The organism is Pseudomonas pudica (assembly GCF_015680405.1).
Lineage (GTDB): Bacteria > Pseudomonadota > Gammaproteobacteria > Pseudomonadales > Pseudomonadaceae > Aquipseudomonas > Aquipseudomonas pudica.
The window spans coordinates 163,142-186,723 of record NZ_JADLJS010000007.1 but is presented as its reverse complement, the minus strand read 5'-3'; the positions used below and the strand labels follow the sequence as shown (position 1 = coordinate 186,723).

The window sequence follows — 23,582 nt, the reverse complement described above, 5'->3', positions numbered from 1 at the left end:
TGGCAGCGCCCACAAGGCGTGAGTTCTGTAAGTCGGAGGTTCTTGAATGACCACATCGTTGCAACCTGCCTATGCCCTGGTACCCGGTGCAAACCTGGAAGCCTACGTGCACACGGTCAACAGCATTCCGCTGCTGACTGTCGAGCAGGAGCGTGATCTGGGCGAGCGTCTCTATTATGAGCAGGATGTCGAGGCCGCTCGTCAAATGGTGATGGCCCACCTGCGTTTCGTCGTACATATCGCTCGTAGCTATGCCGGCTACGGGCTGGCCCAGGCCGACCTGATCCAGGAAGGCAACGTCGGCCTGATGAAAGCCGTCAAGCGCTTCAACCCTGAAATGGGCGTGCGCCTGGTGTCGTTCGCCGTGCACTGGATCAAGGCAGAGATCCACGAGTTCATCCTGCGCAACTGGCGCATCGTCAAGGTGGCCACCACCAAGGCCCAGCGCAAGCTGTTCTTCAACCTTCGCAGCCAGAAGAAGCGTCTGGCCTGGCTGAACAACGACGAAGTGCACCGCGTGGCGGAAAGCCTGGGCGTGGAGCCGCGTGAAGTGCGCGAGATGGAAAGCCGCCTCAGCGGCCAGGACATGGCCTTCGACCCGGCAGCGGAAGCTGACGACGACAGTGCCTTCCAGTCGCCTGCGCATTACCTGGAAGACCACCGCTACGATCCGGCGGTGCAGCTTGAGGATGCCGACTGGAGCGACAACTCCACCAGCAACCTGCACGAAGCACTGCAAGGGCTGGACGAACGTAGCCGCGACATTCTCTACCAGCGCTGGTTGGCAGAGGAGAAGGCCACGTTGCACGAACTGGCGGACAAGTACAACGTTTCGGCTGAGCGGATTCGCCAGCTTGAGAAGAATGCGATGAACAAGGTCAAGGCGCTGATCGCGGCCTGATCGAGCCCTGGCTGCAAGGAAAAGCCGCTGGCCCGGATAGGGTGAGCGGCTTTTTTATTGGCTGGGAGATTTTGGGGCCGCTTTGCGGCCCTTTCGCGACACAAGGCCGCTCCTACAAGAGACTGCGATCCCCTGTAGGAGCAGCCTTGTGTCGCGATGGGCTGCGCAGCAGCCCCATAAGGCTCAAAGCTTGCGCGAAGTGTCGAGCTGCATCAGGTAGCTGGGCCCGCCCAACTGGCTCATCTGCCGGCGAATCCAGCTGGCCCGGCTGGCTACGTAGGCACTCGGCCGGCTGGCGCTCCACTTGATCGGGCTCGGCAGCACCGCCGCGAGCTGCGCCGCCTGCTGGCGGCTAAGCCTGCTAGCATCGACGCCAAAGTGGTAGCGCGCTGCCGCCTGGGCGCCAAACACCCCTTTGCCCCATTCGGCACTGTTCAGGTAGACCTCGAGAATCCGCTCCTTCGACCAGAACAGCTCGATCAACGCGGTGAACCAGGCCTCCAGCCCTTTGCGGAACCAGCTGCGCCCGGACCACAGGAACAGGTTCTTGGCCACCTGCTGGGTCAGGGTGCTGGCACCGCGAATGCTGCCGCCGCGCTCGTTGTAGGCCAGCGCCGCCTGGATGGCCGGGATGTCGAACCCCCAGTGGTTGGCGAACTTCTGGTCCTCGCCAGCAATGACCGCGACCTTGAGGTCATCGGAGATATTCTCCCACGGCTCCCAGTCGCGCTGCAGGTCGATCGGCTCGCCATTCACCCAGGACTGCACCTTGCGCTCGACCATCAGCGCCGTACCGGGTGGTGGCACCCAGCGGAACACCAGCACCAGCACGATGCTGCCGGCAGCGAACCAGAGCAGGGCGCGGGAGAGGCGGCGGAGAAGGGTTGGCAGCATGGCGATGGCTTGGCCGTACGGGTGGAAGGGGCCATTATACAGACCCGATCCAAGGAGTCGTCCCATGCTTCGCAGCTTCCTGATGCTTGCCGCCTTTTTCGGCTTCACCGGTGTCGCCTTGGGTGCATTTGCCGCCCACGGCCTGAAAAGCCGGCTCACGGCCGATTATCTGGCGATCTTCCAGACTGGTGTGACCTACCAGTTGGTACATGCCTTGGCCATCTTTGCTGTCGCCGTTCTCTCGGTGCACCTGCCAGGGCGGCTGGTCGGCTGGGCTGGCGGCCTGTTTTCCGTGGGGATAGTGCTGTTCTCCGGTAGCCTGTACTTGCTGACCCTCAGCGGCCTGGGCAAGCTGGGCATCATCACTCCGATTGGTGGCCTGTGCTTCCTCGCCGGCTGGCTGTGCTTGGGCCTGGCAGCCTGGCGGCTCGGTTGACCGAGTGGTCCACAATCGCGACTAATGGCGTGCAGCGCCCTTGGGTTGCGGGGCGGTTCGGCGCTAGAATGCGGGCCCCAAAGAACAATGGTGGCCGTGCGCATGCGCATTCAACTGAACGGTGAACCTTACGAATTGCCCGCTGGCGAAAGCGTCGCGGCCCTGCTGGCCCGCCTGGAGCTGACCGGGCGCCGCGTCGCGGTGGAACTGAACCTGGATATCGTGCCGCGTAGCCAGCACGACAGCACGCTGTTGAATGATGGCGACCAGGTCGAAGTGGTCCACGCCATCGGTGGCGGCTGATTCCGGCCGGCGATTCACCTGCAAGCCCAGCAACCTTTTCCCGAGGAACAACCATGAGCAACGTTCGTAGCGACAAGCCCTTCACCCTGGCCGGGCGTACTTTCCAGTCGCGCCTGCTGGTCGGTACCGGCAAGTACCGTGACATGGAAGAAACCCGCCTGGCTATCGAAGCCTCGGGTGCCGAGATCGTCACCGTTGCCGTGCGCCGCACCAATATCGGCCAGAATCCGGGCGAGCCGAACCTGCTCGATGTGCTGCCACCGGACCGCTACACCATCCTGCCGAACACCGCTGGCTGCTACGACGCGGTCGAAGCCGTGCGCACCTGCCGTCTGGCCCGCGAACTGCTGGATGGCCACAACCTGGTCAAGCTGGAAGTGCTGGCCGACCAGAAAACCCTGTTTCCCAATGTGATCGAAACCCTCAAGGCCGCCGAAGTGTTGGTCAAGGATGGTTTCGATGTGATGGTCTACACCAGCGACGATCCGATCATCGCCCGCCAGCTGGCCGAAGCCGGCTGCATTGCGGTCATGCCGCTGGCTGGCCTGATCGGTACCGGCCTGGGTATCTGCAACCCCTACAACCTGCAGATCATCCTGGAGGAATCCAAGGTGCCGGTGCTGGTCGATGCTGGCGTGGGTACCGCGTCCGACGCCACCATCGCCATGGAAATGGGCTGCGAAGCGGTGCTGATGAACTCGGCCATCGCCCACGCCCAGCAGCCGGTGCTGATGGCCGAGGCCATGAAGCACGCCATCGTTGCCGGTCGCATGGCCTACCTGGCCGGCCGTATGCCGAAGAAACTCTATGCCAGCGCCTCTTCGCCGCTGGATGGTCTGATCAAGTAAGAGCCCCTGATGACTGAATCGCACGATACGCCGATCACCCCCGACGGCGAAGCCCGCCCGCACCGCCGCATCAAGAGTTTCGTGATGCGCGCCGGGCGCATGACCGAAGGCCAGCAACGTGGCCTGGAGCAGGGCGGCCCGCTGTACATCCTGCCGCTGGCCGACAGCCCGGTGGACTACGACCAGGTGTTCGGCCGTTCGGCGCCGCGCACCCTGGAGATCGGCTTCGGCATGGGCCATTCCCTGCTGGAAATGGCTGCTGCCGCGCCTGAGCAGGACTTCATCGGTGTGGAAGTACACCGCCCGGGTGTTGGCGCGCTGCTCAACGGTGTGCTGACCCAAGGCCTGAAGAACCTGCGGGTTTATGACTGCGATGCCATCGAAGTGCTGAACCGCTGCGTGGCTGACAACAGCCTCGACCGCCTGATGCTGTTCTTCCCCGACCCATGGCACAAGGCGCGCCACCACAAGCGCCGCATCGTCCAGCTGGAGTTCGCCGAGCTGGTACGACGCAAGCTCAAGCCCGGTGGCGTGTTCCACATGGCCACCGACTGGGAGCCATATGCCGAGTACATGCTGGAAGTGATGAGCGCTGCCCCGGGCTATCGCAACCGTGCGGCCGACGGTACCTACGTGCCACGGCCGGAAGAGCGCCCGATCACCAAGTTCGAACGCCGCGGCGAGCGGTTGGGCCATGGGGTTTGGGATTTGAAGTTTGAGAAGGTGGATTGATCGGCTGATCGGCCTTTCAATATGCTGATGCCTGCAGAAATGCAGGCGAAAAAAACCGCCTTGAGAAGGGCGGTTTTTTTATGACTGTGCTCAAGAGCGTTCGGGACTTCTGTGGGAGCGGGCGTGCCCGCGAAACAGGCGACGCGGTGGATGGCACCGGCTTCGCCGGTGTTTGCGGGCATGCCCGCTCCCACAGTGACCGCATGCGCATTTAAATTTTGAGCAAGACAGTTGCTCCTGCAAGGCCGTGGCTCAGCCCCGTCGATCCGCCACCACCCCGATCAGCACCAGTACCACCAGCAACACCGGCGCCAGCGCATAGTTGTTGAACTGGCTCAGCCCTTTCACCACCCAAGGCGTTGCATAGATCAGCGCCGCACCGCTGCCGATCATAACCAGCAAGGCCATGAACGGTACGCGCAGGGCGCCCGCCAGGCCGCCCAGGCGCTGTTCCACCCAGCCCTTGATATCGGTGCCGAACAGCACCAGCAGGCAGCCTACCAAGGCCAGTGAAATCTCCGACAGGTTGCTGCGGCTCCAGCGAGAAACCGTCGCGAGCAAATCAAGTACCAGATCCATGGGTCATCCTTAGGTCAAGAAATACTGCAGCAGGTCATTGAGGAACAACTGGCCCCTTGGCGTGGCCACTAGTCGATCCGGTTCGACCTGCAAAAGGCCCTTTTGTTCGGCCGCGCGGCGTGCCTCATGCAGTTGCGCCAGCGGCAAACCGGTGCGTTGGGTGAACAGTTCGGCTTCCACCCCATCGGTCAGGCGCAGGGCGTTCATCAGGAACTCGAACGGCAGTTCTTCGACTGGGAGCTGCTTTTCGCCGGCCTTGAACGGCTTGGCCAGATTCAGGTAATCCTTGGGCAGGCGGGTTTTCCAGGTGCGCAGGATACGCCCGTCGGCGAAGGTCAGCTTGCCGTGGGCACCGGCGCCGATGCCGATAAAGTCGCCAAAGCGCCAGTAGTTGAGGTTGTGCCGGGCAGCGCGCCCAGCCTGGGCATAGGCCGAGACCTCGTACTGGCGGAAGCCGTGCTCGGCCATCAGTGCCTGGCCGGCCTCCTGGATGTCCCAGAGGATGTCGTCCTCGGGCAACTCGGGTGGCTGGTTCCAGAACACCGTGTTCGGCTCCACGGTCAGCTGGTACCACGACAGGTGCGTCGGCCCCAGGTCTATGGCCTGGCGCAGGTCACCCAACGCATCGTCGAGCGACTGGTCGGGCAGGCCGTGCATCAGGTCCATGTTGAAGTTGTCGAAGCCGGCGGCGCGCGCCATGCCGGCGGCGCGGACCGCTTCATCGCCATTGTGGATACGCCCCAGCGCCTGCAGTTTGGCTGGCTGGAAACTTTGCACACCAATGGAAAGACGATTGATGCCGGTTTGCCGGTAGGCCTTGAACTTGTCCTGCTCGAACGTGCCCGGATTGGCCTCCAGGGTGATTTCGATGTCCGGCGCAAACGGGATACGTTGTTCCACGCCACGCAGCAACCGGCCAAGGGCGTCGGCACTGAACAGGCTCGGGGTCCCGCCGCCGAAGAAGATCGAGCTGATCGGCCGTCCTTGCACGGCGGCCAGTTCCTGGTCGAGGTCGGTCAGCAGGGCGGCGACGTAGGCATCCTCCGGCAGTTCAGGCCCGGCAGCGTGAGAGTTGAAGTCGCAGTAAGGGCATTTGCGTACGCACCACGGGATGTGGATGTACAGCGCCAGCGGCGGCAGGCTGGTGAAACTTGCCGCGCCGGGGGTGGACAGCGTTTCGATCATGCCAGGCCCAGGCGTTGGCGCAGCAGGGCCATGGCGCGGGCGCGGTGGCTGAGCTGGTTCTTGTCCACAGGGGCCAGGTCGGCGCTGGAGCAGTTGCGCTCCGGTACCCAGAACAGCGGGTCGTAGCCAAACCCGTGCTCGCCACTGGCCTCGAACATGATGCGCCCGTGCCACAGGCCTTCGCACAGGATCGGCAGCGGATCGTCGGCGTGGCGCACCAGTGCCAGGACGCAAACGAACTGTGCGCCGCGCTCGGCTTCAGGCACGTCTTTCAGTGCTTCAAGCAGCTTGGCGTTGTTCGCCGCGTCACCCTTGCCGTCGGCATAGCGCGCCGAGTAGATGCCTGGCGCGCCGCCGAGGAAGTCCACCGCCAGGCCCGAATCATCGGCCAAGGCCGGCAGACCGGAAATGCGAGCAGCGTTGCGCGCCTTGAGGATGGCGTTCTCGACGAACGACAGGCCGGTCTCTTCCGGCTCGACCTGGCTGAACTCGCCGATCGAGCGCAGCTGCACGGACGCGCCGAGCATGGCCTGGAGTTCCTTGAGTTTGCCGGCGTTATGGCTGGCCAATACGAGTTGCTGGAAATTCATCATTCGCCTGGGAACACTTCCTGGTTGAAGCTGAGGGAGTTGCTGATGCCGCCGGTTTCGATATTCAGGTCGAAGGTGACGGTCTCTGCCTGGTCGATCTTGAACTGGGCGATGTAGTAAACCGCGCCCTGTTCGGTGATCTGCTTGAACGACAATGGGCTGCTGCGCCCGGTCAGGTCCTTGACCGTGCCGCTGACCACAGCCGTGGCGGGCTTGTTGGCCTTGAGCACGGCGATGTTGAGTACGCCCTGGTTCTTGCTGCGTACCAGGCCGGTGGCTGCGGCCACCTCCGGTGTCAGCATGCTCGAGGTGAACGCGCTGTAGTGCACCGTCACGTCGCCAAACACTTCCTTGCGCTCGGGGCGGGCAGCATCGGCAGCCAGTACCGGCAGGGCCAGGCACAGGCTGATCAGGAACAGGGCTAGGCGACGCATGGGGTGATTCCTCCGGTGGGCGTCAGACCGCGAGCTGATGTTCTTGCAGGCCCGGGCTGCTGACGCGGTAGATGCCGATCTCACCTAGAAGATTAGGCCAAAGCCGGCCACCCCACCCGTTGCGGTGCAAGTGGTCCACGGCCAGGCGGTCGAGCACCTTTGCGCGGCGCTCGTGGCACAGTTCCTCGAAGTCGGCGAAGGTGCAGAAGTGGATGTTCGGCGTGTTGTACCAGGTGTACGGCATGAAGTCCGAAACCGGCATGCGGCCTTTGGTCGCCAGGTACCAGCGGCAACGCCAGTGGCCGAAGTTGGGGAAGGTGATGATGCACTGGCGGCCCACGCGCAGCATCTCGTCGAGGATGCGGTCAGGGTACTCCACGGCCTGCAGGGCCTGGGTCATGATCACCACATCGAAACTGTTGCTGGCGAAGTTGCCCAGGCCCTTGTCCAGGTCCTGCTCGATGACGTTGACGCCCTTGGCCACGCAGGCGGCGATGTTGTCGGCGTCGATCTCCAGGCCATAGCCGGTGACCTGCTTGCGGTCGCGCAGCGAGGCCAGCAGTTCGCCGCTGCCGCAGCCCAGGTCGAGTACCCGGCTGCCGGCGGGGATCCAGTCGTGGATGATTTCCAGATCGGCTCTCATGCTGTCCTCAGATGGCAATGCGGTTCATGTAGTTCGAGAAACCCTGCATGTAGCGAGGCGTGGGGATCAGGAAGGCGTCGTGCCCGTAAGGCGAGTCGATCTCCAGATAGCAGACGTTCTTGCGCGCGGCCATCAGGGCGTCGACGATCTCGCGCGAACGGGCCGGGGAGAAGCGCCAGTCGGTGGTGAACGACATGATGCAGTAATCCGCCTTGACGTGGGCCAGGGTGGCCGCCAGGTCACCGCCCTGGGCGGCGGCGGGGTCGAAGTAGTCCAGCGCCTTGGTCATCAGCAGGTAGGTGTTCGCGTCGAAGCGCCCGGAAAACTCCTCGCCCTGGTAGCGCAGGTAGCTCTCGACCTGGAATTCGACGCTGTGGAAGTCGTAGTTGAGCTTGTCGCTCTTCAGCTCACGGCCGAATTTCTCCCCCATCGAGTCGTCCGACAGGTAGGTGATGTGGCCGACCATGCGCGCCAGCATCAGGCCGCGCTTGGGGATCACGCCCTGGTCCTGGAACGAACCACCGTGGAATTCGGGGTCGGTGAGGATGGCCTGGCGTGCCACTTCGTTGAAGGCGATGTTCTGTGCCGACAGCTTGGGCGCCGAGGCGATGTCGACGCAATGGCGCACGCGTTCGGGGTAGCTGATGGTCCACTGCAGTGCCTGCATGCCACCCAGGCTGCCTCCGACCACGGCAGCCCACTGCTGGATGCCCAGGCGCTCGGCCAGGCGCACCTGGCTGTGCACCCAGTCTTCCACGGTCAGCACCGGGAAGTCGGCGCCATAGGGTTTGCCGGTGGCCGGGTTGACGCTGCTGGGGCCGGTGCTGCCGTTGCAGCCGCCCAGGTTGTTCAGGCTGACCACGAAGAAGCGGTTGGTGTCGATCGGCTTGCCAGGGCCGATGCAGCTGTCCCACCAGCCCGGCTTGCGGTCCGTGGCGGCATGGTAGCCAGCGGCATGGTGGTGGCCGGAAAGGGCATGGCAGATCAGCACGGCGTTGCTCGCGCTGGCGTTCAGGGTGCCATAGGTCTCGTAGACCAGTTCGTAACTGGCCAGGGAGCGGCCACAGGCCAGTGCCAGCGGTTCATCGAACCGGGCGGTTTGCGGTACTACCAGACCGACGGAATCTTCGGGAAAGACAGTGGACATCGACCCTGCTCACGCTTGACGGAGGCGTAAGTCTAAAGAGCGCTACCCCCAGCGGCAAGCAGAGGCTTGCCGCTGGAAGCAACCAGGGTCAGGTGAGGCTCAGATCATCCGCCACAGCTCTTGTGGCATGCCGGCGTAGGCGGCCAGCGGCGGCATTACGAACGACTGAATCACCTGGATCGCGAGGAAGGCGAAGATCGGCGAGATGTCCATGCCGCCCAGGTTGGGCACGATGCGGCGGAACGGTGCCAGCACTGGTTCGCTGATCTGGTAGGCCAGTTCGGCTGCCGGGTTGTGGCTGTTGGGAGCAACCCAGGACACGATCACCATGACGATCATCGCTACCCAGAAAATCTTCAGGAACAGTGAGGTGATACCGATGATGGCCCACATCAGCAGGTGCAGGATGTCACCGAAGGTGCCGTAGGTCACCATCAGCACGAATGCCATCAGCAGCGCCTGGATGACCACCGACAACAGCAGCGAAGAGGTATCCAGCCCACCGACGCTGGGGATGAACCGGCGAATCGGCTTGAGCAGCGGCTGCGTGGCACGCACGGCGAACTGGCACAGCGGGTTGTAGAAGTTGGCCTTGACCAGCTGCAGGACGAAGCGCAGCAGGACGATCACCAGATACAGGCTGACCAGGGTTTGCACCACGAAGATCGCGGCGCCGGACAGTGCATTCATCTAAGGCTCCTTATTTGCCCAGTTGTTCGGCCAGCTCGGCGGAACGCGTAGCCGCAGCCTGCAGCGCCTGTTCGACAATGGCTTCGAAGCCGCTGGTCTGGAACGACTTGATCGCCGCTTCGGTGGTGCCGGCAGGCGATGTGACACGCCGGCGCAGTTCGGCGGCATCGACATCGCTGGCAACCGCCATGCGTGCGGCGCCCAGGGCTGTCTGCAGGGTCAGCTGGGAGGCGGTTTCACGTGGCAGACCAAGCTTTTCGCCTGCCGCGGTCATTGCTTCGATCAGCAGGAAGAAGTATGCCGGGCCGCTGCCAGAAACGGCAGTCACGGCGTCCAGTTGCTGCTCCTGCTCCAGCCACAGGGCGGTCCCCACGGCCGACAGCAGTTGCTCGGCCTGCTGGCGTTGTTCGCTGGATACTTCCGCGGTGGCGTACAGGCCGCTTACGCCCTGGCGCAGCAGTGCCGGGGTGTTGGGCATGCAGCGCACCACCGGGCGAGCGCCGACCCAGCTTTGCAGGCTGGCGCAGGTGATGCCGGCGGCGATGGAAACGATCAGCTGGCCATCCTGCAGGTTCGGTTGCAGGGTCTGGCACACGGCTTTCATGACCTGCGGTTTGACCGCCAGGACGATGACGTCGGCGCCGTCGATGGCCTGGGCGTTGCTCTCGAAGGTTTCGATGCCGTGCTCGGCCTGGATGCGGCTGCGGGTCTCGGCGCCCGGGTCGCTGGCGCGGATCTGCGAGGCGTCCAGGCCCTGGGCACGCAGACCACCGATCAGGCTGGCGGCCATGTTGCCGGCGCCGATAAAGGCAATACGAGTCTTGCTCATGTCAGGTCCTTGTGGGAAAGAGTGAGTAAAGCATGGAATCAGGGCTGCCCGTAGTCGCGGGCACCGAACAGGGCGGTACCGATACGCACCCAGGTCGCACCCTGTGCGATGGCCGCTTCCAGGTCGTGGCTCATGCCCATGGACAGGGTGTCCAGGCCAAGGCCCAAGCCTTCCTGCAACTGGCGCAGGGTGGCGAAGGCGGCTTCCTGGGCGGCGCGGTCATCGGTAGGTTCCGGGATGGCCATCAGCCCGCGCAGGCGCAGGTTGGGCAGTGCTGCTACCGTCTTGGCCAAGGTCGGCAGGTCGGCGGGTGCGCAGCCGGACTTGCTGTCTTCGCCGCTGACGTTCACCTGCAGGCAGATGTTCAGTGGCGCCAGCCCGGCCGGGCGCTGCTCCGACAGGCGCTGGGCGATTTTCAGGCGGTCCACGGAATGTACCCAATCGAAATGCTCGGCAATGGCTTTGGTCTTGTTCGACTGAATGGGGCCGATGAAGTGCCAGATCAAGGGTAGGTCGCTGAGAGCCTGCTGCTTTGTCAGCGCTTCCTGTAGGTAGTTTTCCCCGAAATCGCACACACCGGCGGCGTGGATCTCGCGGATGGCGCTGGCTGGCTTGGTCTTGCTCACGGCCAGCAACTGGACGCTGGCCGGATCACGCCCGGCAGCCTGGGCAGCGCTGGCGATTCGGGCGGAAATAGCGGAAAGGTTGTCTGCTAGGGTGGACATGGACTGATGCCGGCGGCTGTGGGGGTTGCGGCATTCTACCTACTTGAAGGCCTTTGGGGAGTCTCATGGATGTGACCGAACTGTTGGCCCGGGCCGTGGATGCGGGGGCTTCCGACCTGCACTTGGCGGCGGGCCAGATACCGATGTTGCGCCTGGATGGCGAGCTGCAGCGCATGGCACTGCCGACCTTGGGCCCGGCTGCCTTGACCGAGGGCATGGCGCCCATGCTGGATGAGGGCCAGCGCCGACAGTGGGCCCAGGGTGATGAGCTGGACCTTGCGCTGGAACTGCCGATGCTGGGGCGCTTTCGGCTGAATCTGTTTCGCCAGTTGCATGGCCCTGCGGCCACCTTTCGCCTGATTCCGGGGCATATCGCCACACTCGATGAACTCGACCTGGGGGATGTGTTTCAAGCTGTTGCGCAGTGCAGCGATGGCTTGATCCTCGTTGGTGGGCCGACCGGGAGCGGCAAGTCCAGCACCTTGGCGACACTGCTCGACCAACTGAACCGCGATCGGGCTCTGCATATCATCACCCTCGAAGACCCTGTCGAGGTTATCCACAGCAGCCAGCGCAGCCTGGTCAACCAGCGTGAGGTCGGCCGCCATTGCGGTGGGTTCGCCCAGGGGCTGCGCAGTGCCCTGCGCCAGGATCCGGATGTGATCATGATCGGTGAGCTGCGCGACCTGGAAACCATTCGCCTGGCCTTGCGTGCGGCCGAGACCGGGCACCTGGTGTTGGCGACCGTGCATACGCGTTCGGCGGTCAACAGCATTGACCGGTTGGTGGAGGTGTTCGCTGCAGAAGAGAAGCCACTGGTGCGGGTGATGCTGGCCGAGTCGTTGCGCCTGGTGGTGGCGCAGGTGCTGGTCAGGCGTGCGGGCGGTGGTCGAGTTGCTGCGCGGGAAGTGCTGGTGGTAACGCCAGCGGTGCGTAACCTGGTTCGGGAAGGGCGGATGGCGCAGTTGTGTTCGGTGATGCAGGCGGGTGGTGCGGACGGGATGCGGACGATGGAAGGGGCAATGCGGGGGCTGAGGGAGCGAGGGCTGATCGAAGACTTGTAGTGGCGGTACCGGCCCCTTCGCGGGCACGCCCGCTCCCACAGGTATGGCGCTGCCCGCGAGAGCGACGCGGTACCTGTGGGAGCGGGCGTGCCCGCGAAGAGGCCGATACAGGAGAGGGCTGATCAGATCAGCGCTTGGCCAGGTTCAGCTGCTGCTGTTCTTTCGGCAGCACTCGCTTGGCCACCACGTAATGCTTCTGCCAGTAGGGCTTGCTCAAGGTATCGATGCTTACCCGCTTGCCACGGCGTGGAGCATGGATGAAGCGGTCGTTGCCCAGGTAGATGGCAACGTGGTTCACCCGGCGGCTCTTGATGTTGAAGAAGATCAGGTCACCTGGCTTCAGGTCACTCTTTGCCACCTTGACGCCGTGGCCCTGAGCCATGGCATTGGAGGTGCGCGGCAGGTCGACGTCGGCGACGTCGTTGAAGGCGTATTTGACCAGCCCGCTGCAGTCGAAGCCTTTCTTCGGGCTGCTGCCGCCCCAGACATAAGGGGTACCGAGCACATTCACCGCACGGCTGAGCACGTCGCTGCTCTGCTTCGGCGACATGGCGGCGACCGGCACACCGGGCACGCTGCGGCTGCTGGCGACATTGCTTGGGCGGGTGCGCAGCGCGGTCTGCTTGACCGGTGCATGTCTTACCGAGGCATTGGTGGTGTAGCCGGTAAAACCATTGGGAAGACGTTGCTCACGATTGGTGGCGTGGGCGGCCAGGGGCAATAATAGGCAGAGGGTCAGCCATGTCTTGAGTAAAGGCGGCATAGATGAAGCTCTTATGAATAGTTATGTGTTGGGCGCGCAACTTTATAACAGCTTTTTGATCAATCTTTGATCCGTTGGTCGATTGTCCAGGTGCCGTACGTCGGCCTGCGACAAGAAAGTCACATTTTTTCTTAGAAAATTTTCGGATAACCCACGGGGGCTATGAATGAACAGTTATCAACAAGGGGCGCCGTTTCACGACACCCACAGCAAGACCATTGGCTACCTGCTATGGATTTTCGGCTTTACCGGGTCGCATCGTTTCTATTACGGCAAGCCAGTAACCGGCACCATCTGGTTCTTCACCCTTGGCTTGCTGGGCATCGGCTGGTTGATCGACCTGTTCCTGATCCCGTCCATGGACCGTGAAGCCGACCTCAGGTTCCAGTCCGGGCGCATTGACTACAACATCGCCTGGATCCTGCTGACCTTCCTGGGGGTGTTTGGGCTGCACCGGCTGTATCAGGGCAAGTGGATCACCGCGATCATCTACTTCTTTACCGGCGGGCTGTTCCTTGTGGGGGTGCTGTATGACTTCTGGACGCTGAACAGCCAGGTTTCCGAGCGGAATGCGGGGCGCTGAAATTATTCGCGGGTGAACCCGCTCCTACAGGCACCATAGAGCCCTGTGGGAGCGGGTTCACCCGCGAAGAGGCCGGAAGCGCCTATGAAAAAGCCTTGTCGCACCGAAGCGGCAAGGCTTTTTTTTACTGACGGGTCTGCCGCTGTTGCAGCAGCAGGTTGCTGAAACCTGCCCCGGCCAGCTGCTTCTGCGCCCCGGTCAGCTGCTCGCGGTTGCTGAACGGGCCCACCAGCACGCGGTACCAGGTTTCGTCCTTGACCGTGCCCGACTCCACCTTCACCGACTGGCCCAGCAGGATGATCTGCGCGCGTACCTTGTCGGCATCAGCCTGCTTGCGGAACGAACCGGCCTGCAGGAAGAACTGGGTTGTTGCCGCCGGCTTGATCACCGGTGGTGCCGGTGGCGGGGTCTGGCCCATAAGCGCAGCCTGAGCTCGCGCCGTGTCGATCTTCGCCGCTTCGGCCGGCGTCACCGGGGTCACCGGCTGGGCCGGGACGGGTGGCGTCTTCTCTGGCACGGCCTCCGGCGGCACGATCACCTCGGACTCCGGCAGCAACGTGTAGAAGTCGTACTTCGGCTTCACCGGCTGCTGCGGGGTGGTCTGCGCCGGTTTGCCGGCTTCGGCCACTTTTTCCGCCTTCTGCTGCTCGGGTTTGGTGCGCTTGATGTCTTCGCCACCGGGCTCGAGTTTCATCAGGAACACGATGAAGGCGCCTACGGTCAGGCCTACCGCCAGCCATACCCAACCGGGGATCGGCTGCTTGGCCGGTGCCGTCTGGCGGCTGGCGCCGCGTTTGGGTGCAGGTTTTTTCTTGGCAGCCAACTTACATGCGCTCCAGGGTTTCCAGACCGAGCAGTTCCAGACCTTGCTTGAGGGTGCGACCGGTCAGGGCCGCCAGGCGCAGGCGGCTCTGCTGCTGCTGCGGGGTTTCGGCGGCAAGAATCGGGCAGTTCTCGTAGAAGCTGGAGAACAGGCCGGCCAGGTCGTACAGGTAGCTGCACAGTACGTGTGGTGTGCCCTTGTCGGCGACGTTGTTGAGGATTTCGCCAAACTGCGCCAGGCGCGCGGCCAGGTCCTGCTCATGGGCAGCCTGCAGCACGATGTTGCCGTCGACTTCATCGAAGCCCTTGCCCAGTTTGCGGAATACGCCAGCCACGCGGGTGTAGGCATACAGAAGGTAAGGCGCGGTGTTGCCTTCGAAGTTGAGCATCAGCTCGAAGTTGAAGCTGTAGTCGCTGGTGCGGTGCTTGGACAAGTCGGCGTACTTAACCGCGCCAATGCCCACCACTTCGCCGATGTGTCGCAGTTCGTCATCGGCCAGGCTCGGGTTCTTTTCCTTGACCAGCGCGTAGGCGCGCTCCTTGGCCTCGGTGAGCAGGTCGATCAGCTTCACGGTGCCGCCGTCACGGGTCTTGAACGGGCGGCCATCGGCGCCGTTCATGGTGCCGAAGCCCATGTGCTCCATCTGCATCGGGTGGCCGACGAAGCCTGCGCGGCGTGCAACTTCGAACACTTGGTTGAAGTGCAGGGCCTGGCGCTGGTCGACGAAGTACAGGGCGCGGTCTGCCTTTAGCACGTTGCTGCGATAGCGCACGGCGGCCAGGTCGGTGGTGGCGTACAGGTAGCCGCCGTCGGCCTTCTGCACGATAACCGGCAAAGGTTCGCCTTCGCTGTTCTTGAACTCGTCGAGGAACACGCACTGTGCGCCCTGGTCTTCGACCAGCAAGCCCTTGGCCTTGAGGTCGGCGACCACGTTGGCCAGGTCATCGTTGTAGGCGCTTTCACCCATCACGTCGGCCATGGTCAGCTTGACGTTGAGCAGTTCGTAGGTCTTCTGGCAGTGCGACAGCGAAATGTCCTTGAAGCGCGTCCACAGGGCCATGCAGTCCGGGTCGCCGGCCTGCAGTTTGACCACCAGACCGCGGGCGCGGGTGGCGAACTCTTCGGATTCGTCGAAGCGCTTCTTGGCGGCGCGGTAGAAGTTTTCCAGGTCGGACAGTTCGTCGCTGGTGATCGGGTTTTCTTCCAGGTAGGCCAGCAGCATGCCGAACTGGGTGCCCCAGTCGCCCACGTGGTTCTGGCGGATCACCTCATCGCCGAGAAACTCCAGCACGCGCGCCACGCTGTCACCGATGATGGTCGAACGCAGGTGGCCGACGTGCATCTCCTTGGCCAGGTTGGGTGCCGACATGTCGATCACGACCTTTTGCGCAGGGCCGGCCTTGCGCGCGCCCAGGTGGGCGTCGGCCAGTGCGGCATCCAGGCGGTTGGCCAGGGCGTCGGTGTTCTGGAAGAAGTTGAGGAAGCCGGGGCCGGCGATCTCGACCTTGCTGATGTCGGCGCTGGCCGGCAGGGCATTGATCAGTTTCTCGGCCAGGTCGCGCGGCTTCATGCCGGCCGGCTTGGCCAGCATCATGGCGATGTTGCTGGCGAAGTCGCCGTGAGTCTTGTCCCGGGCGTTTTCCACCTGGATCGCCGGCGACAGCCCTTCAGGCAGCACACCGTCGGTGACGAGTTGGGTGAGGGCTTGCTGGATCAGCTGGCGAATGGTGTCTTTCATGGGGATCTCTTTTCGACCGCAAGCGCGGTGGAGCGCTTGGATGCGCAGGTGGAAAAACTGGGCATTATCCGTGGCCGGGGGCGGGTTGCCAACCTTTGGGGTGCAACCATCAAGGGTTCCATGTTGTGTTCGAGGGCCTCATCGCCGGCAAGCCAGTTCCCGCAGAAGAGCGCGCGCAACGTGTGGGAGCTCGCTTGCCGGCGATTAGGCCGGTCGATTCAGTACAGGTCTACAGGGTCGACATCCAGCGACCAACGCACCTGGCGCCCGCTCGGCATCTGCTCCAACACTAGCAACCAGGAGCTGATCAGTCGATGCAAAGGCGCCCGGGTATTGGCCTGTATCAACAGTTGCGCCCGGAAGCGCCCGGCGCGACGCTCCATCGGTGCTGGCACCGGCCCCAGCAGCTCGATGCCAGGCAGGCGCTGTTCGGCCACCAGGCGCTCAGCGGCGGCGCAGGCCTCGTCGAGGAAAGCTTCGGCCTGCCCGGGCTTGTGCGCTTCGGCGCGCAGCAGTGCCAGGTGTGAGTAAGGCGGCAGCCCGGCGGCGCGGCGCTCGTCCAGGGCCTGTTCGGCGAAGGCGAAGTAACCCTGCTCGGTAAGCTGCACCAGCAGTGGATGGTCGGCCAGGTGGGTCTGGATGATGACCTTGCCGGGATCCTCGGCCCGCCCGGCCCGCCCGGCAACCTGCACGATCAGCTGCGCCATGCGTTCGCTGGCGCGGAAATCGCCGGAGAACAGCCCGCCATCGGCATCGAGGATAGCCACCAGGGTCACCCGCGGGAAGTGATGGCCCTTGGCGAGCATCTGGGTGCCGACGAGGATGCTCGGCTGGCCGCGCTGGATGGTGCTGAACAGGTTGTGCATGGCGTCCTTGCGTGCCGTGCTGTCGCGGTCCACACGCAGGATCGGGTAATCAGGGAACAGCACTTTCAGGCGTTCCTCGGCGCGCTCGGTGCCGGCGCCGACCGGGCGGAGGTCAACGTGGTTGCACTGCGGGCACTGCTGCGGCAGGCGCTCGTCATAGCCGCAATGGTGGCAGCGCAGCACGCCGGAGCGCTGGTGTACGGTCATGCGCGCATCGCAGCGCGGGCATTCGGACAGCCAGCCGCAGTCGTGGCACAGCAAGGTCGGGGCGAAACCGCGGCGGTTGAGGAAAACCAGCACTTGCTGGCCTGCCTCCAGGGTTTGGCGGATGGCCTGCTGCAGTGGGCCGCTGATGCCGCTGTCCAGTGGCAGGCTCTTCACATCCAGACGCAGCATCCGCGGCGGGCGGGCGCCGCCAGCGCGCTGGTTCATGCGCAGCAGGCGGTAGCGGCCGGTCAGCGCGTTGTGCAGGGTTTCCAGTGATGGCGTGGCAGAACCGAGCAGGATCGGGACGTTTTCCTGATGGGCACGCACCAACGCCAGGTCGCGGGCGTGGTAGCGCAGGCCTTCCTGCTGTTTATAGGAGCCGTCGTGCTCCTCGTCGATGATGATCAGGCCGGGGTTCTTCATCGGCGTGAACAGCGCCGAGCGGGTACCGATGATGATGTCTGCCTCGCCGTCCCGGGCTGCCAGCCAGGCATCCAGGCGTTCGCGGTCGTTCACCGCCGAATGAAGCAGGGCGATGCGGGCGTTGAAGCGTTGCTCGAAGCGGGCCAGGGTCTGAGGGCCGAGGTTGATCTCCGGGATCAGCACCAGGGCCTGCTTGCCCGCCTCCAGTGTTTCGCGGATCAGTTGCAGGTACACCTCGGTCTTGCCGCTGCCGGTGACACCGGCCAACAGGAAGGCGCCGAAGCCGCCAAAGCCTTCGCGCACGGCGTCGAAGGCGTCGCGTTGCTCTTCGTTGAGCGGTAGTTCCGGCTGTGCCAGCCAGTGTTCGTGGCGCAGCGCCGGCAGGTGGCGGCGGACCTCGATCTGTACCAGGTCCTTGGCCAGCAGCAGGTCGAGGCTGTCCTTGTTCAGGTTGAGCTTGGCCAGCAGGCTGTGGGCCACGCCGTGCGGGTGCTGGGCCAGGGTCTTGAGGGCATCGCGCTGGCGCGGTGCGCGGGCGATGCGAGGGTCTTCCAGGCGGGCGTCGGGGGCGACGTGCCAGAAGCGCTCCTGACGCATCTCGGCGGGTTCGCCCTGGCGCAGCAGGGTCGGCAAGGCCCAGCTCAGGGTGTCACCCAGGCTGTGCTGGTAGTACTGGGCGGTCCACAGGCACAACCTGAACAGCGACGGCGGGATCGGCGACACCGGGTCGAGCAGGGCGCTGGCCGGCTTGAGCTTGTCGGCGGGCACTTCGCTTTGCTCGCACACCTCCACCAGCACGCCGATCATTTCGCGGCGGCCGAATGGCACGCGAATGCGCATGCCCGGGGTCAAGGCTTGGCGCGCCATGCTTGCCGGCACCTTGTAGTCGAACAGGCGACGCAGCGGGGAGGGCAGGGCAAGGCGCAGGATGACGTCGGACACGCGAAAAGTCTCGGAGGGCGTTTCAAAGACTGGCGAGCCTAGCAGACGACGGTCGGTGCAAGCGACAACTTGCGTTGGCGTGATGCTCTGGTATTATTCGCCGCCTAATTACGTGCGGTATTCAACAATTGGTGTTGGGTGGCGGCACGCAGCTCGAGGAAGTGACCATGAAAGCAGATATTCATCCGAACTACGAAGTAGTTGCAGTCACCTGCAGCTGCGGCAACAAGTTTGAAACCCGTTCGACCCTGGGCAGCACCCTGTCGATCGACGTTTGCAACCTGTGCCACCCGTTCTACACCGGTAAGCAGAAAGTCCTGGACACCGGTGGTCGCGTACAGAAGTTCGCCGATCGCTTCGGTATGTTCGGTACCAAGAAGTAATCATGCGCATGGCGAGCCCCTCGGGTTTCGCATTGCTGCAAAAAAAGGCGCCCCTTGTGGGCGCCTTTTTTATGGGCGTCATCTGGCATTTCCCGGCCCTGGCGTTCTGCCCGCTGCCGGACAGCCCACAGTGGGTGGCGGTACGGCAGGTGGTGGATGGCGATACCTTGCGTCTAGTCGATGGCCGCAGCGTGCGACTGATCGGTATCAACGCCCCGGAAATCGGCCGCAACGGGCGCAACAGCGAGCCCTATGCCGAGTTCGCCAGGCAACGTTTGCAGGCCTTGGTCAAGGCCAGCGACGGGCGTGTCGTGCTGGAGCCGGGCGTCCAGTCCAAGGACAAATACGGCCGCACGCTGGCGCATATCTACGGCCGCAATGGCGACAATATCGAGGCACAGTTGCTCAGCGAGGGTTTGGGCTATCGCGTCGCGGTTGCCCCAAATGTGCGCCTCAGCGCTTGCCAGCAGCTTGCCGAGCAGGCTGCGCGCAAGGCTGGCTCCGGGCTGTGGCGTCGTTCGCCTGTGGTGCGTGCCGGGGATGTGAGGCAGTCGGGTTTCGCGATCATTGCGGGCCGCATCGAAGGCGTGGAGCGCAACCGTGGCGGGGTCTGGCTGAACCTGGACGGGGCCGTGGTGCTGCAGGTTCCCGCTCGTCTGCAGCGCAACTTCCCCGCCAGCTTCTTCGATAACCTCAAGGGGCGCCAGGTCGAGGCGCGTGGCTGGGTGCTGGATCGTTCCCGTAAGGGCGGCCTGAAGCCCGGGCAGCGACGCTGGCTGTTGCCGTTGACCGATCCGGGCATGTTGGAGCGCATTTCAGGCTAAAAGATGTAGACATTTCGCTATTAAATTGTACACACTGTGAGGCGTATGCCCCGTGGGTTATAGCGTAAAGTCGTAGGCTAAAGGCCTTGACACAAGTGACCGACCAGTCTTGTGGCTCCCCGGCTCTTTGCGTATCCTCGGCGGTCCGTCAGAACAGTAAATAGCGGAATGCCCACCATGTCAGACCTGAAAACCGCCGCTCTCGAATATCACGCTCAACCTCGTCCGGGGAAACTGAGCGTCGAGCTCTCCAAGCCCACCGCCACCGCCCGTGATCTCGCCCTCGCCTACAGCCCAGGTGTTGCTGAGCCCGTGCGTGAAATCGGCCGTGATCCAGAGCTGGCTTACAAATACACCGGCAAAGGCAACCTGGTTGCGGTGATTTCCGACGGCACCGCCATCCTCGGTCTGGGTGACCTTGGCCCACTGGCTTCCAAGCCTGTCATGGAAGGCAAGGGTGTTCTGTTCAAGCGTTTCGCTGGTATCGACGTGTTCGACATCGAAGTGGAATCGGAAAGCCCACAGGCTTTCATCGACACCGTTCGCCGCATCTCGATCACCTTCGGTGGCATCAACCTCGAAGACATCAAGGCGCCTGAGTGCTTCGAAATCGAGCGCACCCTGATCGAACAGTGCGACATCCCGGTATTCCACGATGACCAGCACGGTACTGCCATCGTGACCGCTGCCGGCATGATCAACGCCCTGGAAATCGCCGGCAAGAAGCTGGAAGACGCCAAGATCGTCTGCCTGGGTGCCGGCGCTGCCGCGATCTCCTGCATGAAGCTCCTGGTGAGCATGGGCGCCAAGGTCGAGAACATCTACATGATCGACCGCAGCGGTGTGATTCACGCTGGCCGTGACGACCTGAACCAGTACAAGGCGCAGTTCGCCCACGCAACCGACAAGCGCACCCTGGCTGACGCCCTCGACGGTGCCGACGTGTTCGTAGGCCTGTCCGGCCCGAACCTGCTGAGCGCCGAAGGCCTGAAGTCGATGGCTGCCAACCCGATCGTGTTCGCCTGCTCGAACCCGGACCCGGAAATCTCGCCTGAGCTGGCGCACGCCACTCGCAGCGACGTGATCATGGCTACCGGTCGTTCCGACTACCCGAACCAGGTCAACAACGTACTGGGCTTCCCGTTCATCTTCCGTGGTGCCCTGGACGTTCGCGCCAAGCGCATCAACGAAGAAATGAAGATCGCCGCCGCCATCGCCCTGAAAGACCTGGCCAAGCTGCCAGTGCCGAAGGAAGTCTGCGAGGCCTACGGCGTGGAAGGCCTGGAGTTCGGCCGTGAGTACATCATTCCGAAGCCGCTGGACGCTCGCCTGATCACCGTCGTTTCCGACGCGGTGGCCAAGGCCGCCATCGAATCCGGCGTGGCTACCCTGCCGTATCCGAAGCACTACCCGCTGACCAGCGTGGATGACGTGTTCAAAGGCTGATTGCTGCCTGGCGACACAAAAAGCCCCGGCTCGTATGAGCCGGGGCTTTTTGTTTACACGCTGCACTGATGATGCCGTCCCTTGTAGGGGGCGGCGTTAACCGCTGTGCTTCAGAACAGATCCATCGGCGCCGCTTCATCCGCCGGCAACGGGCTGCCCGGTGCTGCGCCAGTGCCCAGTTCGTCCACCGACGGCGGCGAATCCTCGGCCTTGAACAGCTCGAAGTAGGCATTCGGCGTGCTCGGCGAAGCGGCACGGCCGCTGACCGGGTCGACGCGCAGGCTGAGGATGCCTTCCGGCTCTGCTGGCGCATGCGCAGGCTTGTCCTTGAGCGCCGCGCCCATGAAGCTCATCCAGATCGGCAGTGCCGCCGTGCCGCCGTACTCGCGGCGCCCAAGGGTTTCGGGCTGGTCGAAACCGACCCAGACGGTGGTCACGTAGTCGGCGTTGTAGCCGGAGAACCAGGCGTCCTTGGATTCGTTGGTGGTACCGGTCTTGCCTGCCAGATCGGTGCGGCCCAAGGCCAGCGCCCGGCGGCCGGTACCGCGCTTGATCACGTCCTGCAGCATGCTGGTGAGGATGTAGGTGGTACGCCCGTCGACTATCTGCTCGGCCACAGCCGGCGCCTGCGGTGCAGGCGCCACCTGGCCGAAGGCGGCGGGTGCCTCGCCCGGCATGGCGGCGGTGCTGATCGGCTGTTCGGGCGCGGCCACACCCGCCTGGTCCTCTGCACCTTGTGGTACGCGGGCCGGGTTGGCGGTAAACAGCGTCTCGCCGCTGCGGCTTTCGATGCGCTCGATCAGGTACGGTGTGATCTTGTAGCCGCCGTTGGCAAAGGTGCTCCAGCCAGTGGCGATTTCCATCGGGGTCAGGGTGGCGGTGCCCAGTGCCAGCGACAGGTTGCGTGGCAGGTCCTGCTTGTTGAAACCGAACTTGGCGATGTAGTCGATGGTGCGGTCCACGCCCATGGCCTGCAGCAGGCGGATCGACACCAGGTTGCGCGACTTGTACAGCGCTTCGCGCATGCGGATCGGGCCGAGGAAGGTGTTGGTGTCGTTCTTCGGTCGCCAGACCTTGTCCAGGTACTCGTCGACGAAGACGATCGGTGCATCGTTGACCAGGCTGGATGCGGTGTAGCCACTGTCCAGGGCGGCGCTGTAGATGAACGGTTTGAAGCTCGAGCCCGGCTGCCGCTTGGCCTGCATGGCGCGGTTGTAGTTGCTCTGCTCGAACGAGAAGCCGCCGACCAGGGCGCGGATGGCGCCGTTGTAAGGGTCGAGGGTGACCAGCGCGCTCTGCGCGCCAGGCACCTGGCTGAACTTGAACTTGCCATCCTCAAGGCGCTGCAGGCGCACCAGGTCACCGACCTGGGCCACGTCTGCCGGCGACTGCGGCGCACGGCCCTGGGAGTTGCTATTGATGAACGGGCGTGCCCATTTCATGGTGTCCCAGGCCACCAGCTCTTCCTGGCCGCTGCGGGTCAGCACCTTGAGGCCGGTTTTTTCGACCTGGGTGACGATGGCCGGCTCCAGGCCGCCAAGGCTGCGCTGCTTGCCCAGTTCCTGCAGCCAGGCCGCCTGGGTGCGCCCAGGGAAGCGTGCTTCGGGGCCGCGGTAGCCGTGGCGCTCATCGTAGTCGGAGAGGCCGTTGAGGATGGCCTTGTTGGCCATTTCCTGCATGTCGCTGGGCACCGTGGTGGTGACACGGAAGCCTTCGGTGTAGGCGTCGCTGCCGTAGCGCCCGACCATTTCGGCGCGGGCCATTTCGGCGATGTAAGGCGCATTCACTTCAGGCGTGGGCACGTGGTAGCTGGCGTTGAGCGGCTCGGCCAGGGCTGCCTGGTAGCTGGCTTCGTCGATCTTGCCAAGCTTGTACATGCGGCCGAGGATCCAGTCGCGGCGCTCCTTGGCGCGCACCGGGTTGGCCAGCGGGTTGAAGCGAGAGGGTGCCTTGGGCAGGCCGGCGATCATCGCCATCTGCGCCAGGCTCACGTCGCGGATCGACTTGCCGTAGTACACCTGCGCAGCGGCATCGATACCGTACGCGCGGTTGCCCAGGTAGATCTTGTTCACGTACAGCTCGAGGATCTCGTCCTTGGTCAGCTCACGTTCGATCTGCAGCGCCAGCAGAATTTCGTTGGTCTTGCGCGAGAAGCTGCGCTCGCTGGTGAGGAAGAAGTTCTTCGCCACCTGCATGGTGATGGTGCTGCCGCCGGTCTGGATGTGGCCGGTTTTCACCAGCTGGGTTGCGGCGCGCATCAGGCTGCTGGGGTCGACACCGTAGTGGTTGAGGAAATTGTCGTCCTCGGCTGACAGAAGCGCCTGTATGAATTGTGGGGGAATTTCCGCAAAGCGGATCGGCGAGCGACGCATTTCGCCAAACTCGGCAATCAGCTTGCCGTCGCTGCTGTACACCCTGAGGGGGATCTGCAACTGGATGCTTCTGAGCGATTCGACCGAGGGCAGGCTGGGGCTAAGATACAGAAACGCACCGCTCACACCGAGTACGAGCGCGCAGATGACTGCGACGGAAGACCACCAGAAGAACTTCAGCAGACGTATCAAGGCTTTTCGGTGTCCAGGTT

The 23,582-nt window shown here is 63.6% G+C and carries 25 protein-coding genes; 10 read left to right on the top strand and 15 right to left on the bottom strand.

Going from position 1 to position 23,582, the window contains the following annotated elements:
• The first annotated feature begins 46 nt into the window (after positions 1–46).
• Positions 47–901: an RNA polymerase sigma factor RpoH gene (rpoH, locus tag IRZ77_RS08180; RefSeq protein WP_046613550.1), complete on the top strand. Its 855-nt coding sequence runs from the start codon at positions 47–49 to the stop codon at positions 899–901.
• Between the two features lie 183 nt (positions 902–1,084).
• Here rpoH and mtgA read toward each other — a convergent pair whose 3' ends face one another.
• Positions 1,085–1,795 carry a monofunctional biosynthetic peptidoglycan transglycosylase gene (gene mtgA, locus IRZ77_RS08175; RefSeq protein WP_046613549.1) on the bottom strand — a complete coding sequence of 237 codons (711 nt, stop codon included), beginning with the start codon at positions 1,793–1,795 and terminating at the stop codon, positions 1,085–1,087.
• Positions 1,796–1,859: 64 nt separating this feature from the next.
• Between mtgA and IRZ77_RS08170 the strand changes: the two genes are divergently transcribed.
• The 4 genes from IRZ77_RS08170 (at position 1,860) to trmB (ending at position 4,114) form a co-directional block, all read left to right on the top strand.
• Entirely contained in the window at positions 1,860–2,231 is a 372-nt protein-coding gene (locus tag IRZ77_RS08170) for a DUF423 domain-containing protein (RefSeq protein ID WP_046613548.1), read from the top strand.
• 102 nt (positions 2,232–2,333) lie between these two features.
• Positions 2,334–2,534, top strand: a complete 201-nt coding sequence (thiS, locus tag IRZ77_RS08165) for a sulfur carrier protein ThiS (protein ID WP_003257817.1) — start codon at positions 2,334–2,336, stop codon at positions 2,532–2,534.
• Positions 2,535–2,587: 53 nt separating this feature from the next.
• Positions 2,588–3,382, top strand: a complete 795-nt coding sequence (locus IRZ77_RS08160; RefSeq protein ID WP_013974625.1) for a thiazole synthase — start codon at positions 2,588–2,590, stop codon at positions 3,380–3,382.
• 9 nt (positions 3,383–3,391) lie between these two features.
• Positions 3,392–4,114 (top strand): tRNA (guanosine(46)-N7)-methyltransferase TrmB, encoded by a 723-nt coding sequence (trmB, locus tag IRZ77_RS08155; protein WP_013974624.1) that lies wholly within the window; start codon positions 3,392–3,394, stop codon positions 4,112–4,114.
• Positions 4,115–4,366: 252 nt separating this feature from the next.
• On the opposite strand, the gene IRZ77_RS08150 is transcribed toward trmB, so the two are convergent.
• The 9 genes from IRZ77_RS08150 to IRZ77_RS08110 all read right to left on the bottom strand — a co-directional run bounded on the left by IRZ77_RS08150 (position 4,367) and on the right by IRZ77_RS08110 (position 10,936).
• Complete coding sequence (locus IRZ77_RS08150; RefSeq protein ID WP_003257821.1) at positions 4,367–4,693, bottom strand: DUF3392 domain-containing protein; 327 nt, start codon at positions 4,691–4,693, stop codon at positions 4,367–4,369.
• Positions 4,694–4,702: 9 nt separating this feature from the next.
• Positions 4,703–5,878 carry a radical SAM family heme chaperone HemW gene (hemW, locus tag IRZ77_RS08145; protein ID WP_046613546.1) on the bottom strand — a complete coding sequence of 392 codons (1,176 nt, stop codon included), beginning with the start codon at positions 5,876–5,878 and terminating at the stop codon, positions 4,703–4,705.
• The gene (gene rdgB, locus IRZ77_RS08140; RefSeq protein ID WP_046613545.1) at positions 5,875–6,471 is read right to left on the bottom strand and encodes an RdgB/HAM1 family non-canonical purine NTP pyrophosphatase; all 597 of its coding nucleotides are present in this window, start codon (positions 6,469–6,471) and stop codon (positions 5,875–5,877) included. Before rdgB ends, hemW begins: the two co-directional genes overlap by 4 nt.
• Entirely contained in the window at positions 6,468–6,902 is a 435-nt protein-coding gene (locus IRZ77_RS08135; protein ID WP_046613544.1) for a DUF4426 domain-containing protein, read from the bottom strand. Before IRZ77_RS08135 ends, rdgB begins: the two co-directional genes overlap by 4 nt.
• 22 nt (positions 6,903–6,924) lie before the next feature.
• Positions 6,925–7,545 (bottom strand): methionine biosynthesis protein MetW, encoded by a 621-nt coding sequence (gene metW, locus IRZ77_RS08130; RefSeq protein WP_015272149.1) that lies wholly within the window; start codon positions 7,543–7,545, stop codon positions 6,925–6,927.
• 7 nt (positions 7,546–7,552) lie between these two features.
• Complete coding sequence (gene metX, locus IRZ77_RS08125; RefSeq protein ID WP_046613543.1) at positions 7,553–8,692, bottom strand: homoserine O-succinyltransferase MetX; 1,140 nt, start codon at positions 8,690–8,692, stop codon at positions 7,553–7,555.
• Positions 8,693–8,791: 99 nt separating this feature from the next.
• Positions 8,792–9,382, bottom strand: coding sequence for a YggT family protein (locus IRZ77_RS08120; RefSeq protein ID WP_108480274.1), 591 nt, complete (start codon positions 9,380–9,382; stop codon positions 8,792–8,794).
• A 10-nt stretch (positions 9,383–9,392) separates the two neighbouring features.
• Positions 9,393–10,211, bottom strand: coding sequence for a pyrroline-5-carboxylate reductase (gene proC, locus IRZ77_RS08115; RefSeq protein WP_108480275.1), 819 nt, complete (start codon positions 10,209–10,211; stop codon positions 9,393–9,395).
• Between the two features lie 38 nt (positions 10,212–10,249).
• Complete coding sequence (locus IRZ77_RS08110; protein ID WP_108480276.1) at positions 10,250–10,936, bottom strand: YggS family pyridoxal phosphate-dependent enzyme; 687 nt, start codon at positions 10,934–10,936, stop codon at positions 10,250–10,252.
• A 65-nt stretch (positions 10,937–11,001) separates the two neighbouring features.
• On the opposite strand from IRZ77_RS08110, the gene IRZ77_RS08105 reads away from it, so the two are divergent.
• A complete protein-coding gene (locus tag IRZ77_RS08105; RefSeq protein ID WP_108480277.1) occupies positions 11,002–12,000 on the top strand; it encodes a type IV pilus twitching motility protein PilT in 999 nt (332 codons plus the stop codon).
• Positions 12,001–12,127: 127 nt separating this feature from the next.
• On the opposite strand, the gene IRZ77_RS08100 is transcribed toward IRZ77_RS08105, so the two are convergent.
• Positions 12,128–12,763, bottom strand: a complete 636-nt coding sequence (locus IRZ77_RS08100) for a C40 family peptidase (RefSeq protein ID WP_085602018.1) — start codon at positions 12,761–12,763, stop codon at positions 12,128–12,130.
• A gap of 166 nt (positions 12,764–12,929) precedes the next feature.
• On the opposite strand from IRZ77_RS08100, the gene IRZ77_RS08095 reads away from it, so the two are divergent.
• Complete coding sequence (locus IRZ77_RS08095; protein ID WP_085602019.1) at positions 12,930–13,346, top strand: NINE protein; 417 nt, start codon at positions 12,930–12,932, stop codon at positions 13,344–13,346.
• 124 nt (positions 13,347–13,470) lie between these two features.
• Here the strand turns inward: IRZ77_RS08095 and IRZ77_RS08090 are convergent, their stop codons facing one another.
• The 3 genes from IRZ77_RS08090 to IRZ77_RS08080 all read right to left on the bottom strand — a co-directional run bounded on the left by IRZ77_RS08090 (position 13,471) and on the right by IRZ77_RS08080 (position 18,345).
• A complete protein-coding gene (locus tag IRZ77_RS08090) occupies positions 13,471–14,169 on the bottom strand; it encodes an SPOR domain-containing protein (protein ID WP_046613537.1) in 699 nt (232 codons plus the stop codon).
• A 1-nt stretch (position 14,170) separates the two neighbouring features.
• A complete protein-coding gene (gene argS, locus IRZ77_RS08085) occupies positions 14,171–15,907 on the bottom strand; it encodes an arginine--tRNA ligase (protein WP_046613536.1) in 1,737 nt (578 codons plus the stop codon).
• Positions 15,908–16,125: 218 nt separating this feature from the next.
• The gene (locus tag IRZ77_RS08080) at positions 16,126–18,345 is read right to left on the bottom strand and encodes a primosomal protein N' (RefSeq protein WP_196173226.1); all 2,220 of its coding nucleotides are present in this window, start codon (positions 18,343–18,345) and stop codon (positions 16,126–16,128) included.
• A 167-nt stretch (positions 18,346–18,512) separates the two neighbouring features.
• Between IRZ77_RS08080 and rpmE the strand changes: the two genes are divergently transcribed.
• The 3 genes from rpmE to IRZ77_RS08065 all read left to right on the top strand — a co-directional run bounded on the left by rpmE (position 18,513) and on the right by IRZ77_RS08065 (position 20,998).
• Positions 18,513–18,728, top strand: a complete 216-nt coding sequence (gene rpmE / locus IRZ77_RS08075; RefSeq protein ID WP_046613534.1) for a 50S ribosomal protein L31 — start codon at positions 18,513–18,515, stop codon at positions 18,726–18,728.
• A 2-nt stretch (positions 18,729–18,730) separates the two neighbouring features.
• The gene (locus IRZ77_RS08070) at positions 18,731–19,552 is read left to right on the top strand and encodes a thermonuclease family protein (RefSeq protein ID WP_196173224.1); all 822 of its coding nucleotides are present in this window, start codon (positions 18,731–18,733) and stop codon (positions 19,550–19,552) included.
• Positions 19,553–19,729: 177 nt separating this feature from the next.
• A complete protein-coding gene (locus IRZ77_RS08065) occupies positions 19,730–20,998 on the top strand; it encodes a malic enzyme-like NAD(P)-binding protein (protein WP_046613532.1) in 1,269 nt (422 codons plus the stop codon).
• A gap of 110 nt (positions 20,999–21,108) precedes the next feature.
• Here the strand turns inward: IRZ77_RS08065 and IRZ77_RS08060 are convergent, their stop codons facing one another.
• Positions 21,109–23,559, bottom strand: a complete 2,451-nt coding sequence (locus IRZ77_RS08060) for a penicillin-binding protein 1A (RefSeq protein ID WP_371916251.1) — start codon at positions 23,557–23,559, stop codon at positions 21,109–21,111.
• Positions 23,560–23,582 lie beyond the last annotated feature (23 nt).